This window comes from Bradyrhizobium sp. SRL28 (assembly GCF_018596315.1).
GTDB lineage: Bacteria > Pseudomonadota > Alphaproteobacteria > Rhizobiales > Xanthobacteraceae > Bradyrhizobium.
In genome coordinates this window covers 408,127-425,673 of record NZ_JAHEAG010000005.1, presented here as the reverse complement: position 1 = coordinate 425,673, position 17,547 = coordinate 408,127, and the positions used below count along the sequence as shown (strand labels likewise).

General features: G+C 62.0%; 15 protein-coding genes and 2 tRNA genes. 5 read left to right on the top strand and 12 right to left on the bottom strand.

What is annotated here, in order from left to right:
• Window positions 1-481: 481 nt before the first annotated feature.
• Window positions 482-874, bottom strand: coding sequence for a RidA family protein (locus tag KIP88_RS15710; protein ID WP_214488801.1), 393 nt, complete (start codon window positions 872-874; stop codon window positions 482-484).
• Between the two features lie 213 nt (window positions 875-1,087).
• Here KIP88_RS15710 and KIP88_RS15705 point away from each other — a divergent pair, with 213 nt between their 5' ends.
• Complete coding sequence (locus KIP88_RS15705) at window positions 1,088-1,414, top strand: hypothetical protein (protein WP_214488800.1); 327 nt, start codon at window positions 1,088-1,090, stop codon at window positions 1,412-1,414.
• A 70-nt stretch (window positions 1,415-1,484) separates the two neighbouring features.
• Here the strand turns inward: KIP88_RS15705 and KIP88_RS15700 are convergent, their stop codons facing one another.
• The 7 genes from KIP88_RS15700 to KIP88_RS15670 all read right to left on the bottom strand — a co-directional run bounded on the left by KIP88_RS15700 (window position 1,485) and on the right by KIP88_RS15670 (window position 11,038).
• Window positions 1,485-2,711, bottom strand: a complete 1,227-nt coding sequence (locus tag KIP88_RS15700) for a CaiB/BaiF CoA-transferase family protein (RefSeq protein ID WP_214488799.1) — start codon at window positions 2,709-2,711, stop codon at window positions 1,485-1,487.
• Window positions 2,712-2,997: 286 nt separating this feature from the next.
• Complete coding sequence (locus KIP88_RS15695) at window positions 2,998-5,331, bottom strand: ABC transporter substrate-binding protein (protein WP_308163573.1); 2,334 nt, start codon at window positions 5,329-5,331, stop codon at window positions 2,998-3,000.
• A gap of 374 nt (window positions 5,332-5,705) precedes the next feature.
• Complete coding sequence (locus KIP88_RS15690; protein ID WP_374226469.1) at window positions 5,706-8,066, bottom strand: ABC transporter substrate-binding protein; 2,361 nt, start codon at window positions 8,064-8,066, stop codon at window positions 5,706-5,708.
• A gap of 478 nt (window positions 8,067-8,544) precedes the next feature.
• Window positions 8,545-9,738, bottom strand: coding sequence for a M20/M25/M40 family metallo-hydrolase (locus KIP88_RS15685; protein ID WP_214488797.1), 1,194 nt, complete (start codon window positions 9,736-9,738; stop codon window positions 8,545-8,547).
• A gap of 122 nt (window positions 9,739-9,860) precedes the next feature.
• Complete coding sequence (locus KIP88_RS15680; protein WP_214488796.1) at window positions 9,861-10,238, bottom strand: YbaN family protein; 378 nt, start codon at window positions 10,236-10,238, stop codon at window positions 9,861-9,863.
• Window positions 10,239-10,328: 90 nt separating this feature from the next.
• Window positions 10,329-10,402: transfer RNA gene (locus KIP88_RS15675), tRNA-Gly, on the bottom strand.
• 435 nt (window positions 10,403-10,837) lie between these two features.
• The gene (locus KIP88_RS15670; protein ID WP_214488841.1) at window positions 10,838-11,038 is read right to left on the bottom strand and encodes a hypothetical protein; all 201 of its coding nucleotides are present in this window, start codon (window positions 11,036-11,038) and stop codon (window positions 10,838-10,840) included.
• Window positions 11,039-11,229: 191 nt separating this feature from the next.
• On the opposite strand from KIP88_RS15670, the gene KIP88_RS15665 reads away from it, so the two are divergent.
• Window positions 11,230-11,622, top strand: coding sequence for a YciI family protein (locus KIP88_RS15665; protein WP_214488795.1), 393 nt, complete (start codon window positions 11,230-11,232; stop codon window positions 11,620-11,622).
• On the opposite strand, the gene KIP88_RS15660 is transcribed toward KIP88_RS15665, so the two are convergent.
• Window positions 11,613-11,792, bottom strand: a complete 180-nt coding sequence (locus tag KIP88_RS15660; RefSeq protein ID WP_214488794.1) for a hypothetical protein — start codon at window positions 11,790-11,792, stop codon at window positions 11,613-11,615. The genes KIP88_RS15665 and KIP88_RS15660 overlap by 10 nt on opposite strands.
• A 340-nt stretch (window positions 11,793-12,132) precedes the next feature.
• Between KIP88_RS15660 and KIP88_RS15655 the strand changes: the two genes are divergently transcribed.
• Entirely contained in the window at window positions 12,133-13,353 is a 1,221-nt protein-coding gene (locus KIP88_RS15655) for an ABC transporter substrate-binding protein (RefSeq protein WP_214488793.1), read from the top strand.
• Between the two features lie 173 nt (window positions 13,354-13,526).
• On the opposite strand, the gene KIP88_RS15650 is transcribed toward KIP88_RS15655, so the two are convergent.
• Window positions 13,527-13,612 (bottom strand) — tRNA-Tyr (locus tag KIP88_RS15650).
• A gap of 203 nt (window positions 13,613-13,815) precedes the next feature.
• Between KIP88_RS15650 and rlmB the strand changes: the two genes are divergently transcribed.
• Entirely contained in the window at window positions 13,816-14,643 is an 828-nt protein-coding gene (gene rlmB, locus KIP88_RS15645) for a 23S rRNA (guanosine(2251)-2'-O)-methyltransferase RlmB (RefSeq protein WP_214488792.1), read from the top strand.
• 49 nt (window positions 14,644-14,692) lie between these two features.
• Here rlmB and KIP88_RS15640 read toward each other — a convergent pair whose 3' ends face one another.
• The gene (locus KIP88_RS15640; RefSeq protein WP_214488791.1) at window positions 14,693-15,067 is read right to left on the bottom strand and encodes a hypothetical protein; all 375 of its coding nucleotides are present in this window, start codon (window positions 15,065-15,067) and stop codon (window positions 14,693-14,695) included.
• 94 nt (window positions 15,068-15,161) lie between these two features.
• Window positions 15,162-15,608: a hypothetical protein gene (locus KIP88_RS15635; RefSeq protein ID WP_214488790.1), complete on the bottom strand. Its 447-nt coding sequence runs from the start codon at window positions 15,606-15,608 to the stop codon at window positions 15,162-15,164.
• Window positions 15,609-15,846: 238 nt separating this feature from the next.
• On the opposite strand from KIP88_RS15635, the gene KIP88_RS15630 reads away from it, so the two are divergent.
• Window positions 15,847-17,484 carry an alkaline phosphatase family protein gene (locus KIP88_RS15630; protein WP_214488789.1) on the top strand — a complete coding sequence of 546 codons (1,638 nt, stop codon included), beginning with the start codon at window positions 15,847-15,849 and terminating at the stop codon, window positions 17,482-17,484.
• The last annotated feature ends 63 nt before the right edge of the window (window positions 17,485-17,547 follow it).

Below are 17,547 nucleotides of genomic sequence, written 5' to 3'. Positions count from 1 at the left end.
AGCGCCAGCACCGCGGCGTCAGGACCACACGACTTCGCCGTACGCGTCAGGCGCGTACGTCTAGCGCGCCTTCTGCGTCCATCGCATCTCACCGCACGTTCGTGACGATGGCCAACGCCCCTCATCTGCCGTGAGACGGGCGGAGTTATGCAGTTGATTTGGGTGAGAACGAAAGCGGAATATTTTTGCAAGAGGGACTGGACAGGTTTTAGGTGATTTGCCCGACAAGTGGTTTTTGGCGCACCCATTGCCTCCACATCGTCATTGCGAGCGCAGCGAAGCAATCCATAGCGCGGCTTGCAGAGACGTGGATTGCTTCGCTCCGCTAGCAATGACGGCGAGAATCCGTAGGGTGGGGCAAAGCGACTTGTCCGCCGTAGCTCAACAAGCGAAGGCGGAAGCGTGCCCACCATATTTCGATGCGCGATCGGTGACAGATGGTGGGCACGTCGCTAACGCTCCTTTGCCCACCCTACGCGACTTACGCCACCGCGACGCAATCGATCTCGATATCGAACGGCGCGAACCATTCCGGGACGCAGACGAAAATTCGCGCCGGGGGATCTTCCGGAAAATAGCGCGCGTAGATCGCGTTGACGGCGGCGAAGTGCGCAGCCGAAGTACAGTAGACATTGCACTTCATCACGTTCTGCAGCGATGTGCCCGCGGTCTCCAGGCACAGTTTCAATTGCTCGAGCACGAGTTCGGTCTGACGCTCGATCGGGCCGGCGAAGAGCTCGCCGGTGTCGGGATCGAACGGCGGCAGGCCCGAAACGAACACCATGCCGCCGCCGCGCGTGACCGGTGAGACCGGCGCATTCCGTTTGGCGAGCCAGGACGACATCGGCTCGACACGAATGACTTCCCGTTTCATCGCAGCACCTCTCGAACGGACTGATCGAGGGTGCAGGCTAGCTCGGTTCAGCTCCATCATGCTTCGTTAACAATCGAAGTATCGATGTTGTCATCAAGAAAGTCGTTCGTTCCGGATCAACGCAGACAGAGCGTCCGGAGAAACGTCGAACGGGCCGCGGAACGTTCCGGCCGGCTTGATCGTTGCGGTCAGGGATCACCAACGGAGGAACCGATGCCGACCGAGCCGACGATTGCCCGCATCTGGCGCGGCCGCACGCGGCCAGAAATCGCGGACAGCTATGAAGCCTACATTAAAACGGAAGGAATCCCGCCGCTGGAGAAGACGGCGCTCGGCGTTCAGCTATTCCGGGAGGACCGTGAACAGGAGAGCTGGTTCACGACCATTTCCTATTGGAGCGATCTCAAGTCGATGACCGCCTTCACCAAGGGCGAACCGACCAAGGTCCACCATCTCGATCGCGATTCCGAGTTTCTGATCGAACTGCCCGAGTTCATCCAGATCCATCGGATCTTGGTAAACCGTCAGGGCCTACGCTGAACACGGATCGAGTACCGTCTGCCGCCGAATGAGAACCGGCGCGCGGGTTAACGTCGCGCCGGTTTCTGGGTCAGATGATCTTCTGCGCCTTCAGCGCTTCGACCTTCGCCTCGTCATAACCGATCGTCGCCAGCACATCCTTGGTGTCCGCGCCCAATAGCGGCGGGGCGCGATAGTCCTTTACCGGGGTGCCGGAGAAGGTGATGGCGTTGCGGATCAGCGACAGATCGGGCTCCAGGGGATGATCGACCCTGACCTGCATGCCGCGCGACTGCACGTGCGGATCGGCGAACACCTGCGAGAAATCGTTGATCGGACCTGAAGGCACGCCGGCCTTCTCCAGCTCTTCCAGCCAATAGGCCACGGGCTTCTTCAAAAATAGTCCGGCGAAGATCGCCATGATCTCCTTGCCGTGGACGACGCGGTCGTTGTTCTTGACGAAGCGCGGATCGGTCGCGAGCTCCGGCGCGCCGAGCACGTCGCAGGTGCGCTGGAACTGGCCGTCATTGCCGACCACCAGCATCAGCTCGCCATCGGTGCAGCGGAACACGCCGGCCGGCATGCCGCCATTGCCCCAGGTGCCGCGCCGCGGCGGGGTCTGGCCGTTGACGAGATAGATCTGCGCGTAGTGCGACAGCGAGGCGATCACGGTGTCGAACAGGCAGACGTCGACATGCTGCCCCTCCCCGCCATTGGCCTTGCGGTGATAGAGCGCCGCCAGAATGCCGATCGAGGAGTTCATGCCGGTCATGTAGTCGACGATCGAGGGGCCGACCTTCATCGGTCCCGCGCCGGGCTCGCCATCGAGATGGCCGGTGACGCTCATCAAGCCGCCCATCGCCTGCAGGATCGCGTCGTAGCCGGCGCGCGGCGCGTAAGGCCCGCTCTGCCCGAAACCGGTCACCGAGCAATAGATGATGCCGGGGTTGATGGCCTTGATCGTTTCATAATCGAGCTTGTAGCGCTTGAGGTCGCCGACCTTGTAGTTCTCCATCATCACGTCGCAGGTTTTTGCGAGCTCGCGGATGATCTCTTGCCCTTCAGGCGTCGCGATATTGACGGTGACCGATTTCTTGTTGCGGTTGGCGCACAGGTAGAACGAGTTGTTGTTGTTCGCCTTGCCCTCGGGGTCTTTCAGGTAAGGCGGGCCGAAGGCGCGGGCGTCGTCGCCGCCGCCGGGGCGTTCGATCTTGATCACCTCGGCGCCGAGATCCGCCAGCATCTGCGCCGACAGCGGGCCTGCAAGCACCCGCGTCAGATCGAGAATTTTGATGCCCGAAAGTGGCAGAGCCGACATGAACTTCCTCCGAATTTTTTGGCGTGGTGGCGCGGGAACGTGTCCGGGCGCTCTGAGGCCAAGCCGATACACTATTTTATGTGACTGAGCCCTGCATTACCGGCATGACGCCATCCGTTCGGCGCCCGCTTTGCACGCAGGCGGTCGGACGAACGACGACTTTTGCGGTCTCGAAGGAAAGCGGATGCGGCATTCCAGGCAAAGGAACAGCCTGGACATCCCAAAAGCGAAACGGCCCGCCGAAGCGGGCCGTCCTGTCGTCAAACCGTGTTACCGGCTGGCCTGATCACCTGTTGGTGCTGGCCTTGGCGCGGCTGGCGCGCCATTCCAGGAATTCGCGATACAAGGGATCGCGATCCTGCGGGGCAAGTGCGGCGGCCGGTGCAGCGACCGGCGCCGGCGCTGCCGGCGCGGCGCCTGATGCCGCGGCCGCGCCCGGGGGCAGCGGCATGTTGCGGTCGAGCCATTCCTGCGCCGCCTTGAAGCGGGTCCAGCCCGACACCGTCGCCCGTGGCGCCATTTCCTTCCACTTCGGATGGAACGGCGGACGCTGCAGCTGCGCGACCTTGTCGAACATGGTGTCCACCAGAAGCGACAGCCGGCGGTAGCGGTCGCTGTTCGGCGCCCAGTTATACGACGCCAGCACGGCTTCGGCGGCGATCGTCTCGACGTAGCCACCCTCCGCCACCAGGCCCGGATAGTCCGCCGAGCCAAGCTTGGACGGCAGATACTCCTCCTGCAGCGGCTTGGCGTATTCGACCGGCACCAGATGCAGGTTGCGGTCGTTGATCTGGTTCAGCCATTGCAACGGCTTGCCCTCGATCGCCACGATCGCGTCGACCTCGCCCTTGCGCAGCATGTCCACCGCCAGCCGCGGCTCCTGATAGATCAGATGCGGCCGGATCCCGAGCCGGTCGAACACGTTGATCGCCGTCACGAAGGTCGAGCTGTCAGGCAAATCGACCACCACGGTCTTGCCGTCGAGATCCCGCATGTTGGTGATCGTCCTCGGCGCCAGCACGTGCATTTCCTCGTTGAACATCTTGGCGACGTAGACAAACTGATTGCGGATGTCCTTGGCGAAGTCCTTGCGGTCGAGATAAGCGAGCGTGTCCTTGCGCACGATACCGGCGTCGACGCCCCGCAGCAGCAGAATATCCGCCACCGCCTGCACCGATCCACGGCCCATCACCGGCAGGATCCGCAAGTTGGTGCCATTGTCGAGCACGGAGGCGAGATCGGCACCGACCTGGGCGTAGGTCGAGCCGAACGAGCCGGTCATCAGGCTCACGGTGTTGGCGTTGAGTTGGTTCGCCAGATCGCGCTTGGTGGCGGTGCCGTACTTGAAGATGGTCTTGAAGGACTCGCTGACGGCGCCCGCATCGACGCCGCTTCGCACCGGGCCGAAATGCTGCCATTGGCCGTTGGTGAAGCGCATCATCCGCATCTGCTCGATTGGCGCATGGTCGGACGGGCTGGTGTCGATCTTGATGCCCTGCACCATCATGGGAAGCTGGATACCCTTGAGCAGGCGGGCCTGCCTCATGATGTTTTCGCGCGACAGGTCGTCGCCGCAGTTCTTCAGGACCTCGACCGTCAGCCTGCCGACCAGATAGCCGAGGACGGCCTGGCCGTTGGTCTTGCTCACGCTCGGGAGATAGCGCTGCATGAAGGCGCTCCATTCGCGGAACACCACGTCGCCGGCCGCCGCCGCGTCTTCGCCTTCGAGCCTGTATGCCGCCGACAGCAGGCCTTCCGCATTTTGCGGGCCCGCCGGCTGAATCACGGCCGAGTACGAATTAGAGATCGAGGCGGCGAACTGTAGCGGCCTCCAACCGAGTTCGGCGCTTCGCTTGATCGCCATGATAGCGAATTTCGGCGTGGTGAACTCGATGAGGACGTCGGCGCCGGAGGCCTTGAGCTTGGCCATCTGGGCGTCGATGGTGGTGTCCGTGACCTTGTATGGCGTCTCGGCCACGATCGCAATCTTGCCGCCCAGGCCGTCCTTCAGGCCCTTCAGATATTCCTTGCCCATGCCATCGTCCTGATAGAGGACGCCGATCCTGCTGCGGGGATGGTTCTCAAGCAGATACTGCGCGAAAATTTGCGCTTCAGCGGCGTAGGTCGGCAAGAAGCCGATGGTCCAGGGAAACTCGTGCGGCTGGTCCCAGGCCGCCGCACCCGACAAGGCGAAAAGTTGCGGGACCTTTTTTGAGTTCAAATAGGGCTGGATCGCGGCGTTCGTGTTCGTGCCGATGGTCCCCAAGGTGAGGAGAACGTTGTCTTCCTCGACCAGCTTGCGGGTCATCGCCATGGTTTTGGTGGGTTCGTAGGCGTCGTCATAGGATATCATATTGACCTTGCGGCCGTTGATCCCGCCTTCGGCGTTGATCTTGTCCAGATAGGCCGTGATGGTCTTGGCGATAACGCCATAGGCGGAGGCCGGACCGGTATAGGGCGCGGTGTTGCCAATCCGGATCTCCCTGTCCCCCGGGGCCGCCAGACCCTGCCCGAAAGCCGGCCCTGCCATCGCGGCAAGCACCAGTGCCGCGGCAGCGCTGCGCCGAGGCGCGGTGAAGAAAAGCCGGCGCAGTGCGTCACGGGCCACAGACCCGGACAATTGCGCCGCCCAACGAGTGTCAATCAAAGCCCGCATCTGCCAGCCCCCTGAGCAATATTTCTGTATGCCTGTGCGATTTTTCGAGCGAGAGGGATAGCGTTTCAGCCCTACTCGCTAACATTGTGTCTCAATCGGATTGATTTTGTGTCATAGCCAGTCGTTTCGCGGACAACGGTTAGTCGATCATGCGTTCTGCCGCAACAATGCTGGACATTATCGTTACCAAATCAAGACTCGGTTGCGTTCGCGAATGCCGATTCGTCTTATGGTTGCAGACACGATACGCATTTGCGTCGCCGCGCGGTCCCAAGAACACGACGGCCCGCCGAAAAGCGGGCCGTCTTGTGGTCAAATCGTGTTATCGGCTGGCCTGATTACCTGTTGGTGCTGGCCTTGGCGCGGCTGGCGCGCCATTCCAGGAACTCGCGATACAGGGGATCCTGCGGGGCAAGTGCAGCGGCCGGTGCAGTAACAGCCGGCGGCGTTGCGGCGCCCGACGCCGACGACACGGCCGCGTTCGCGGGCAGCGGCATGTTGCGGTCGAGCCATTCCTGCGCGGACTTGAAGCGGGTCCAGCCCGACACCGTCGCCCGTGGCGCCATTTCCTTCCACTTCGGATGGAACGGCGGACGCTGCAACTGCGCGACCTTGTCGAACATGGTGTCCACCAAAAGCGACAGCCGGCGGTAGCGGTCGCTGTTCGGCGCCCAGTTATACGACGCCAGCACGGCTTCGGCGGCGATCGTCTCGATGGAACCGCCATCCGCCACCAGGTTCGGGTAGTCCGCCGACGACAGCTTTGACGGCAGATACTCCTCTTGCAGCGGCTTGGCATAGTCGACCGGCACCAGATGCAGATTGCGGTCGTTGATCTGGTTCAACCATTGCAACGGCTTGCCTTCGATCGCCACGATCGCGTCGACTTCACCCTTGCGCAGCATGTCCACCGCCAGCCGCGGCTCCTGATAGATCAGATGCGGCCTGATCCCGAGCCGGTCGAACACGTTGATCGCCGTCACGAAGGTCGAGCTGTCGGGCAAATCGACCACCACGGTCTTGCCGTCGAGATCCCGCATGTTGGTGATCGTCCTCGGCGCCAGGACGTGCATTTCCTCGTTGAACATCTTGGCGACATAGACAAACTGGTTGCGGATGTCCTTGGCGAAGTCCTTGCGGTCGAGATAGGCGAGCGTGTCCTTGCGCACGATACCGGCGTCGACGCCCCGCAGCAGCAGAATATCCGCCACCGCCTGCACCGATCCACGGCCCATCACCGGCAGGATCCGCAAGTTGGTGCCATTGTCGAGCACGGAGGCGAGATCGGCACCGACCTGGGCGTAGGTCGAGCCGAACGAGCCGGTCATCAGGCTCACGGTGTTGGCGTTGAGCTGGTTCGCCAGATCGCGCTTGGTGGCGGTGCCGTACTTGAAGAGCGTCTTGAAGGAATCGCTGACGGTGCCCGGATCGATGCCGCTTCGCACCGGCCCAAAGAACTGCCAGTGGCCGCCCGTGAAACGCATCATGCGCATCTGTTCGATCGTCGCGTGGTCGGACGCGCTGGTGTTGATCTGGATGCCCGGCACCATCATGGGAATCTGCAGACCCTTGATCGAGCGGGCCTGCTTCATGATGTTTTCGCGCGAGAAGTCGTCGCCGCAGTTTTTCAGGACCTCGAGAATGAGCCTGGAGTTCAGATAGCCGTAGACGGCCTGGCCGTTCGACTTGCTGACGCTCGGGACATAGCGCTCCATGAAGGCGCTCCATTCGCGGAACGCCGCGGGGCCGGCGCCCTGCGCATCCTCGCCTTCCAGCCGGTACATGGCCGACATAATGCCTTCGCTGTTTTCCAGGCCGGCCGGCGCCATCACGGCCGATACCGATTCAGACACCGAGGCGAGAAAATGCACCGGCTTCCAGCCGAGTTCGGCATTTCGCTTGATCGCCATGGTGGCGAATTTCGGCGTGGTGAATTGCATGAAGATATCGGCGCCGGAGGCCTTGAGCTTGGCGATCTGGGCGTCGATGCTGGTGTCCGTCACCTTGTAGGGCGCCTCGGCCACGATCGGAACCTTGCCGCCGAGTCCGTCCTTCAGACCCTTGACGTAGTCCTTGCCGAAACCGTCGTCCTGATAGAGCACCGCGATCTTGCCGCGCGGATGGTTCTCCAGGATATAGTGCGAATAGATGTGAGCTTCGGTCTGGTAGCTGGGCAGGAAGCCCATGGTCCAGGGAAACTCGCGCGGCTGGTCCCACATCGAGGCGCCCGAGGCGACGAAGAGCTGCGGGATCTTCTTGGCGTTCAAATAGGGGTGGACGGCCTGGCTGGTGTTGGTGCCGAGGCTCGCCAGGATAAAGAGAACGTTGTCTTCCTCGACGAGCTTGCGGGTCGCCTCCATCGTCTTGGTCGGATTGTAGGCGTCGTCATAGGAAATGAAATTGATCTTGCGGCCCCTGATGCCGCCCTCGGCGTTGACCTTGTCGAAATAGGCCGCCATGACCTTGCCGATCACGCCATAGGCGGAAGCGGGACCGGTATAGGGCATGGTATTGCCGATCCGGATCTCGTTGGCGCCCGGGGCAGCCGCCTGGCCCTGCCCGAAAGCCGGCGTCGCCATCGCAGCCAGCAACAGCGCCGTTGCCGCGTTGCGCCGAGGCGCGGTGAAAAGCCGGCGTATGGCCTCTCCTGTCCGAAACCGGGACAATTGCTCCATTCGCGGACGAGTGACGTCGATCATTGCAGTCCCCCCTGTGAGCCCAGATTTTTTTAAAATTATTTGAACGCGTGATGCGAACGGGCAAGGTTTGAACCCTACTCGCCTACTCGCCGACATTGTGTCTGAATCGGATTGATTTTGTGGCAACTCCACGCGTTCCACAAGGCATGATTACCAGACGCGCATTTCGCCCTTAGAAACGCCCCCAAATTGACGTCAACGCATCACCGCCGCTAATCAAAGCGTGTTCGTGTATGCAACCAGCCTGCTGGCGTATCACTTTGCGACACGATCCCAGCGATATCTTGAATAAATTTTGACTGATGAATCGGGTGAAGGGAATCGACCCTCGTATTCAGCTTGGAAGGCTCCGGATTCGCAATGTTTTCAAAAGCCGTTCCAATATTTCGCCAGCTTTTGGCCATCTCCGCGAGATGACAAGCCGAACCAGGCAGCCTGTTGCGGCGCTCTCGATGGCTCGGGAGCTGAACCGCGAGGCTCATCGCATCGTCGCGAGTTGGACGGCGAGAGCACACGCCCGGTCGTACTCGTCGAGATTGATCCACTCGTCGATCGTGTGCGGCTCGTTCTGCCCCGCACCGAAGGTCACCGTCGGAACGCCGCGGCGGACCATCCAGTTTGCATCTAACCCGCCATTCGCGGCGCGGATGGTCGGTGTTGCGCCGATACCGGACACTGCCGCGACCGCGCGTTTGACCACGGGCAGGCTCTCCTTCATGCGGAACGGATAATAGTCGGTCTCAGCCTTGAACTTGACCCGGCCCGACTTGCCATCGCTGTTCTTCACGCGCTTTGCGGCCTTCTCGAACGCCGCCTTGTAGGCCTTGGTAATCTCCTTGAAGAACTTGCTGTCGTGGCTGCGGCTTTCGCCGCGCACGTGCACATAGTCGGTGACAACATTGGTGGCGTCCCCGGCCGGCCGGCCGTCGCCGCCGGTGACGGGGCCGACATTGCTCGTGCCCTGCAGCTTGCGCTTCACCACCTTGCCGAACCAGCCGCCAGCCTTCACATCGGCGAGCGCAAGCGCCAGGATCATCGTCGAACTGATCCCGCGCTCGGGTGCGACGCCAGCGTGCGAGGCGCGGCCGAAAATCTCGACCTGCCAGCGATCCGCGCCAACGGCGCCGATCGTGACATTGGAGGCAGAGCCGCCGTCGTAGTTGAATGCCATCGCCGGCGAGCCGAGGTCGGTGGTCCTGACGTGTCGCGCCCCCCAAAGCCCGCTCTCCTCGCGCACGCAGAACAGAAGCGTGATCGGCGGATGATCGAGCTTCTGTTTCGCAAGCTCGGCCGCCAGCGTGACGAGAACGCCGCAGCCGGCGCGGTTGTCGCCGCCGAGCGCGGTCTTCGCGTCATTGACGATCTTGCGCCCCTTTAGCTTCGGCTTCGCTCCGGCGCACAGCGGCACAGTGTCCATGTGAGTCATGAACATGATCCGCGGCTGATTGTGCATTGCGCCTCGGCCGGGCAGATCGACAATGAGATTGCCGGTCTCTGTTGGCACGGGAATGCGTGTGTTGGCGTCGTCGAGGCGGATCGCGGTCGCCGGCACGCCGCTTTCCTGCAGCGCCGCGCTGAGCTCGCGTCCTATCGCTGCCTCCTGTCCGGTTACTCCCTCGACAGCGAGGAAGCGCATGAGGCGATCGGTGGCGGCTTTGACGTCGACGGGCATGATGATCCCTTAATGAGGCTTGCGGAGCTTGTGAGCATCGTTCGAGACTCGCTGCTTCGCAAGGGTCTCGGGATGAGCCGGGCGACGCGAAAATCGAGCGGAACGCAACCTGCAACGCCAGGCTAAATGGAGGAGTCCTGATCGGCCATCGCCGGGCGCGATACGACGTAGGCGGCACAGGCCAGGAATAGCACCGCCACACCCGCGGCAAGCGGCATTGAAGGATCGACGCTGTACCAGAATACAACGAACCCGATCGTCATTCCCGCGCAAGCCATCGCCTTGGCCGGCCGTGGAATGGCTCCCGCGGCGCGCCAATCCCGCAGCGGTTTGCCCAGTGTCGGATGATCGAGCAGCCATGCCTCGAATCGCGGCGACGAGCGCGCAAAGCACCACGCTGCCACGATCAGGAAAACCGCCCCCGGCATCAGCGGCATCACGAGGCCAACCACGCCGAGCGCGACCATCACCCAACCCAGGCAGAAGTAGATGATGCGCATCAGACCTGCCGCCTGTCTGTCTCTTCAAGCAAGGGTCGCTCCCGGCTGACGCCATCCCTGGCATCAGCTGCTTCACGGCAGGAAATGAATTGGAGCGGGTGAAGGGAATCGAACCCTCGTATTCAGCTTGGAAGGCTGCTGCTCTACCATTGAGCTACACCCGCACGCGGGGATCAACTAACACGCCGTGCCGGCGGCCTCAACCCGCCCCGCCGGCCCTTGTCCGAATAGCCCCGTGCCGGCCCATCGGCCGATCCGGGCCCTTAACAGGGGCTGATTCGGCGCCTATATTGATGTTTCCACTAACAATGAAAGGAGGTGATCCAGTGTCTCTTACCAAGCGCTGTCACCTCGCTGGGATCGCCCGCTAGGCCTTGAGTTTATGGGTCTGGCATCGGGGCGCTCTCAGCCCTGGACCAGCGAGCACAACAAGTGGGGCGCGACGGGAGCCATCCCGCCGCGCCTTTTGTTTGCCCGAATGTTTGCGCGAAGCTCATTTGCGCGGATGCCCCGGTCTGCGAACTCGCTTCACACGGAAACGCTCGCGAACGACCCGATGATGGCGCGGTTGTTTGGCGGATTGGCGCGAAGGGGAGCGATCAAAAGCCGCAGAGATTGACCAAGCGTGGGCGCGGGCCGCGGCGGTCTTCGACGATGCGCTCGCCGCCATTGACGGCCGAACTGCCGTAGTAGCGGTGATGGCCGGTGACGTCGTGCCAATCGCCTGCTTGCGACGACGCCGGCCGTGGCGCACGCATTCTTGCGGCATCGCAGATGATCGTGGCTGGCTGGCGTCGCATGACCGTCTCCTTGAATGGTGCGCCTTGACTGGCGTTCTGCTCATCAGTCGAGAACTTGCCGGGCGACGTTCAAGGGCCATCCGATATATCGTGTTTCCGGAGGGTTTCGTCGCGGCTCATGTGTCGGGATGACCCGGGCCGAATCGTCTTTAAGGGGGCAGCAGTCCGGCCTGCCTAAAAAGGAGAACGCGATGCTCTACGCCATGCTGGCCTATCACGTCGAAGCCGAGGTCTCGTCCTGGACGCCGGAGGAAGACGCGGCCCTGATGACCGAATTGCTGGCGGTGCATGACCGGCTTAACGCGAAGAAGCTGCTCGGGCCGGCGGCGCGGCTGGGCGCGACGGCGGAAGCCCGCACCTTGCGCGGACCGGGCGCGGGAATGGTCATCGACGGGCCGTTTGCCGAGACCAAGGAGCAGTTGCTGGGCCTGTACATATTGAATTGCGCCGACGAGGAGGAAGCGATCGGAATTGCCCGCGATCTGCGCCGCGCCAATCCATCCGCCGTCTACGAGATCCGTCCGATCAGGCTTTATCTACCGGGCGAGGCTTTGCCGGAAACGGCGAGCGAGGGTCAGGGCTGAGGTTTGCCGGCCGTAACGAGCTTGCGGATCAGGAAGGCGGTCAGCTTCACCGTACCCACGATCGCGGCAAGCACCAGGCCGCCCAACGCCTCACCCAAGATTTCAGGCAGATCGAGAAGCCAGATCAGCAGCAAGACCACGAGCAGTAGCGGTATCAGCCATTCGAACATGATGTGCTCTCCTGCCCGCTTGGTCGCGGTGGCCGGCGGGAGAGTTCAAGGGGGATGGCTTGCATCAAGGGAACAAAAGCGAATTCGTTGACACAACCGGTCGACGGCGTAGGCTTGTCGCATCGTGTTTTGCGGGAACCTGCTCTGGCCTGCCGCGAGCTGTCGCCCTGTTTTCGGTATGAACCGGTCGGGACAAAGGCTCATCCATTCTTGTCAAAGAAAATGACGATCACGCCGCCGTCAATCCGCCGTCAATCTCCTGGCGTTTGATCCAAATCAAGCTGAGCGCGTCCCACAGGTCTCGAAATCTGGCTGCACTCTTCGTAACGGAGTTCATCCGATGCAAACCAGGGTCCGAACGCTGATTGCTGTTGTCCTGGCGCTTACGTCATTGGGCGCGATCACCGAGCGGGTGCGCGACCCCGGCGTGACCGATACTGAAATTCGCATCGGCAACGTTATGCCCTACAGCGGGAGTTTGGCGGTCTTCGGCGCGATTGGAAAAGCCGAAGCGGCATATTTCGAGATGATCAACGAGCGTGGCGGGATCAACGGCCGCAAGGTGCGCTTCATCTCATATGATGACAAATCCGATCCGTCGACCGCGCTGGACCTGACGCGCGGCCTTATCGAGAAAGACGACGTCCTCTTGATGTTCGGTTCGTTCGGAACTCCGGGAAACTTTGCCGTTCGCGCATACTTGAATGAACGGCAAGTTCCTCAACTCTTTGTCGCCTCCGGAGACGATCATCTCAGCGATCCGTCGATGTTCCCGTGGACAATGGGGTGGCAGCCCTCCATTCGGGAAGAGGGACGCATCTACGCCAACTACATACAGGCGTTCTACCCCGGAAAACGGATCGTAGCTCTGTGGCAGAACGATCATTTCGGTCGAGAACTGTTCAAGGGTCTGGAAGACGGACTCGGCAGCATCGCCCGGATGATCAAGGTCGACATCGCCTACAATATCGCAGACGAGCATCTGGACACGCACGTATCGATCTTGAAGCGATCAGGAGCCGAAATTTTCGTATTTGCAGGGGTGCCATCAAACGCAGCGAAAGTCGTCCGGGTAGCGGCGGATCTGAATTGGCATCCGGTCTTCATCCTGAACCATATGGCTTCATCGATCGCGACGGCGCCAAAGTCCGGCGGACCGGACAACGCCTTGGGCGTCATTACCGCCGCCTTCCTGAAGGATGCAAATGATCCGGCCTGGAAGGACGAACAGGCCGCCAGGGACTGGCAGGCATTCATTGAGAAATATAATCGGGCCGGGGGCAAAGACGACAATGCCGCGGTGTTCGGCTACGCCGCCGCCGAGACATTGGCCCAGGTGCTCAAACAATGCGGCAATGACCTGTCTCGCGAGAACGTCATGAAGCAGGCAGCGGCCCTCAAAGACTACCAAGGCTCCATGCTGCTACCCGGAATCAAGATCAGCACCGGACCCTGGAATTTTCGGCCGATCAAACACCTGCGACTGATTCAATTCGACGGTCGCACGTGGCAGCCGATTGGCGAAGTGCTCGAAACGGCTTTCTCTAACGTGCAGAAGTAAGGGGCGCGCGTTTGAGCGGGCGGCTGACGTGAGAGTTCAGGGGAAGCATATTGGGAGCGTTACGCGCGGCGACAGTCCGTCTACGCTTTCGCTTCGCTCAAGCTACGCCGGACACGCCCCGACCTGACGGTCTCTGCGTTGCTGCGCCACGCGTAGCCCGTCAGGGCGAAGCGTGGTGGGGGAAGAAGGACTCGAACCTTCGAAGTCGTAAGACGGCTGATTTACAGTCAGCTCCCTTTGCCACTCGGGACACTCCCCCGTCCAACAACATCGCAAGCCCAACCGCTTAGAGGCGGCGGATCAGGCCATGGATGACGTTAATACCGTGAGCCGATGGCGCGCTCCCGGTCGGGCGCGTTTATGGGCGAAGGGGGGTGGCAAAGTCAACCAAGGCAAGCCCCTAAAAACGGCTCTTGAGGCATCCAAATTGCCATATTCGGGGACCCGTGACACAAGCACCCCATGAGCGATCGCGACCGAAAGCCGCCGTTCCGCCGTGGCGGCGGCAAACCCTTCGAAAAAGGGCGTAAATTCGCCCGTCCGCCGGGCCGCCGGGACCGGGATTCGAGCCCTGACGGGCCGGTGATTCTTTATGGCTGGCACACGGTTTCGGCGGCCCTGGCCAACCCGGAGCGGCAGATCCGAAAGCTGTTCCTGACCGAAAACGCCGCAAAGCGCCTGGCGGACGAGAATATCGACACCCGCGTTCCCCCTGAAATCGTCCGCCCGAACCTGATCGACCAGCGCCTCGGGCCCGACGCTGTACACCAGGGGTTGCTGGCGGAGGTCGATCCCCTGCTCTCGCCCGACATCGATACGCTGCCGGAGGAAGGCATCGTGCTGGTGCTCGACCAGATCACCGATCCGCACAATGTCGGCGCGATCATGCGCTCGGCCGCGGCGTTTGCGGTGAAGGCGATCGTCACCACCGCCCGGCACAGCCCGGAGGCCACCGGCGTGTTGGCGAAATCCGCCTCCGGCGCGCTAGAGTTGGTGCCGCTGGTGACGGTGCAAAATCTCGCCCGCGCGCTCAACGAGTTGAACGACCGCGGCTTCATGACGGTCGGGCTGGACAGTGAGGGCAGCGATGACCTCGGCGCGGTGGCGTTGCAGCAGCCGCTCGCGCTGGTGCTGGGCGCTGAAGGCAAGGGCCTGCGACAACTGACGCGCGAGACCTGCCGCGTGGTGGCGCGGCTCGACATGCCCGGCGAGATCAAGAGCCTGAACGTCTCGAACGCCGCGGTGCTGGCGCTTTATATCGGCGCGAGCCGCTTGGGCCTGATGAAATGACGACGCCCGCTCGCGGGAAGCGAACGGACGCCAAATCTTTCAGGATGGATCAGTAGTAGCGGCGCAGCACTCGCTGGCCGTAATAGCGCCCGGCATGCCCATAGCGGTGCACGCGATAACCGTAGTGCGGACGGTTGTAGCCATATCCGTAGCCGGAGATCGAGCCTTCGCGATAGACCCGACGCGGCGCCCAATTGCCGGGACCGGTATAGGTCGGGCCCTGGTTGACGTAATAGTACTGCTGCTCCGGATCGGGCAGACGTTCAGCGACCCAGCCGCCGCAGGGGCCGCAACCCGCATAACCGTAGGCGACCGGCGCGACATAGGCCGGCGGCTGCCAGCAACCGTTGTAACCGCACGCCATCGCGGGCGCTGCAGCCATGACGGCGACTGCCGCGATCAATCCTTTAAATATCTGACGCATTATTCTCTCCTGTTCGTATTTTCCTTGGTCTTAGAGTCTTCTTGTTTGAGCATGATCTTTCGGAAAACCGGTGCCCACTTTTCCGGATCATGCTCTAGCGTGGAAGGTGGCGCGGCCTGCGTCGGTCATAATCCGGCGCATAGATGATCTCAGGCGGATCGACCGGTACGTTCGATTGCGCCGGCAGCGGCGCCGACTGCGCCGACCATGACTGATGATAGCTCTCGGCAGGCTGCGGCAATCTGCGGTTCGCCGGCGGTTCAATTTCCAGCCGCCCGTAACCGGGCATGCGGCCGGCGCTCGGATAATAACGGCCGACGTTCGGGACCGGATCGATATAGCGGCCACCGTAGATGGTCGGCTCGACTTGGGTGCCCTTGCCCAGCCCCCAATCGCCCTCGACCACCGCATAGGATGCGTCGACGCCGTTAATGATGATGGGGACGCCGGGACGGCCCGGAATCACGATGTCGAAGCCCCCGCCGGCAAAGGCGGCCGAATTCGTCGCGATGAAAAATGCCAATGTGACGCCGATGCGCATCGCTTGGGATCCCGGTTGCCTCAAGTCCCCATTTAATCCAACACGCCGTTTCAGGGGTTAAGGCGGCCGGCCAAACTGCCGGTAAGGCTAACGCGCGAGGCTGGATCGCCGCTCAAATGCGAGAAATGGCGCTAGCCAAACGTTAACGCCACGCGCCCGCTCGATTGTCATTTGCGCGGCGATATCGCACCATCCCGCCTTCGCCCGCTCTCTCCGAACTCCAGCCGAAATGCCTGAAATGACGACCAAAACGCCTGCGAAGAATGTGCTCTGGATCATGTGCGACCAGCTTCGCTACGACTATCTCGGCTGCACCGGGCACCCGATCCTGAAAACGCCGAACATCGACGCGATGGCCAGGCGCGGCGTGCTGTTCTCGAACGCCTATGTGCAGTCGCCGATCTGCGGCCCGTCGCGGATGTCGTTCTATACCGGCCGCTACATGCGCTCGCACGGCTCGCACTGGAACGGCTGGCCGCTGCGCGTCGGCGAACCGACGCTCGGCGACCACCTGAAGAAGATCGGCGTCCGCAACGTGCTGGTCGGCAAGACCCACATGGCGCCCGATCTGGAAGGCCTGAAAAACCTCGGCATCCCGCCCGACTCGATTATCGGCGTGCATGTGTCGGAATGCGGCTTCGAGCCCTATGAGCGCGATGATGGCTTGCATCCGACGGGCCGGCCGCGCCCGGCCTACGACAATTATTTGCGCCAGCATGGCTACGATGCGCCGAACCCCTGGGAGCACTGGGCCAATTCCGGCGCGGCCGAGGACGGGACCTTGCAGAACGGCTGGCTGCTGGTTCACGCCGACAAGGCCGCGCGCGTGCCGGACGAACATTCCGAGACGCCCTACATGACGCGGCGCGCGATGGAGTTCATTGCGGAAGCCGAGGACGACGGAAGGCCATGGTGCCTGCATCTGTCCTACATCAAGCCGCACTGGCCCTACATCGCGCCGGAGCCCTATGCCAGCATGTACGGTCCGCAGGATGTGCAGCCGGTGATCCGCTCGCAGGAGGAGCGCGCCAACGCGCATCCGGTGTTCGCCGCCTATATGGACATGCGCTATTCCCGCAACATGTCGCGCAACGAGGCCCGCGAAAAAGTCATCCCCACTTACATGGGCCTGATCAAGCAGATCGACGACCAGATGGGCGTGTTGATGCGCTTCCTGGAAGCGCGGAGCCTGCTCGACACCACCATGATCGTGTTCACATCCGATCATGGCGACTATCTCGGCGATCACTGGATGGGCGAGAAGGATCTGTTCCACGAACAATCGGCCAAAATCCCGCTGATCGTGATCGATCCGTCGGCGGCTGCCGACAGCACGCGCGGCACGGTCAGCGATGCGCTGGTCGAGGCGATCGACCTGGCGCCGACCTTCATGGATTATTTCGGCAGCAATCCGCCGGACCACATTCTGGAAGGACGTTCGCTGCTGCCGCTCCTGCACGGCAACAAGCCTGCCGACTGGCGCAAGGTGGTGTTCTCCGAATACGACTACGCCATGCAGGACGTTCGCGTGATGCTGAGCCAACCGATCGAGCGCTGCCGGCTGTTCATGGTGTTCGACGGCCGCTGGAAATTCATTCACGCCTCCGGCTTCCGGCCGATGCTCTACGACCTCGAAACCGACCCGCAGGAATTTGTCGACCGCGGCACTGATCCCGCCTGCGCCGATATCGTGGCGCGGCTGCAGTCGGAGCTGTTCGACTGGGCGCTGCATCCGAGGATGCACATCACCACGCCGAATGCGAAGATCGCGGCCTATGCGGCTCAGCAGCTACAGGTCAAGAACGGCGTGCTGATCGGCGTCTGGGACGAGGCCGAGCTCGGCGCCATCAGGGAGAAGATCGGGATGAAGCCGTAAGACTGCGGCCCCACACGCGCGAACGCATTTGACGCCTCCGCGATCGATTTGTTCGCCCATCCC

Coding starts and splice junctions, on each gene's coding strand:
- KIP88_RS15700 (WP_214488799.1), bottom strand. CDS start 2,711: ATGTCGGCTCTGCCACTTTCGGGCATCAAAATTCTCGATCTGACGCGG.
- KIP88_RS15710 (WP_214488801.1), bottom strand. CDS start 874: ATGAAACGGGAAGTCATTCGTGTCGAGCCGATGTCGTCCTGGCTCGCC.
- rlmB (WP_214488792.1), top strand. CDS start 13,816: ATGAGCGATCGCGACCGAAAGCCGCCGTTCCGCCGTGGCGGCGGCAAA.
- KIP88_RS15690 (WP_374226469.1), bottom strand. CDS start 8,066: ATGATCGACGTCACTCGTCCGCGAATGGAGCAATTGTCCCGGTTTCGG.
- KIP88_RS15665 (WP_214488795.1), top strand. CDS start 11,230: ATGCTCTACGCCATGCTGGCCTATCACGTCGAAGCCGAGGTCTCGTCC.
- KIP88_RS15680 (WP_214488796.1), bottom strand. CDS start 10,238: ATGCGCATCATCTACTTCTGCCTGGGTTGGGTGATGGTCGCGCTCGGC.
- KIP88_RS15705 (WP_214488800.1), top strand. CDS start 1,088: ATGCCGACCGAGCCGACGATTGCCCGCATCTGGCGCGGCCGCACGCGG.
- KIP88_RS15670 (WP_214488841.1), bottom strand. CDS start 11,038: ATGCGACGCCAGCCAGCCACGATCATCTGCGATGCCGCAAGAATGCGT.
- KIP88_RS15685 (WP_214488797.1), bottom strand. CDS start 9,738: ATGCCCGTCGACGTCAAAGCCGCCACCGATCGCCTCATGCGCTTCCTC.
- KIP88_RS15660 (WP_214488794.1), bottom strand. CDS start 11,792: ATGTTCGAATGGCTGATACCGCTACTGCTCGTGGTCTTGCTGCTGATC.
- KIP88_RS15655 (WP_214488793.1), top strand. CDS start 12,133: ATGCAAACCAGGGTCCGAACGCTGATTGCTGTTGTCCTGGCGCTTACG.
- KIP88_RS15640 (WP_214488791.1), bottom strand. CDS start 15,067: ATGCGTCAGATATTTAAAGGATTGATCGCGGCAGTCGCCGTCATGGCT.
- KIP88_RS15635 (WP_214488790.1), bottom strand. CDS start 15,608: ATGCGCATCGGCGTCACATTGGCATTTTTCATCGCGACGAATTCGGCC.
- KIP88_RS15630 (WP_214488789.1), top strand. CDS start 15,847: ATGACGACCAAAACGCCTGCGAAGAATGTGCTCTGGATCATGTGCGAC.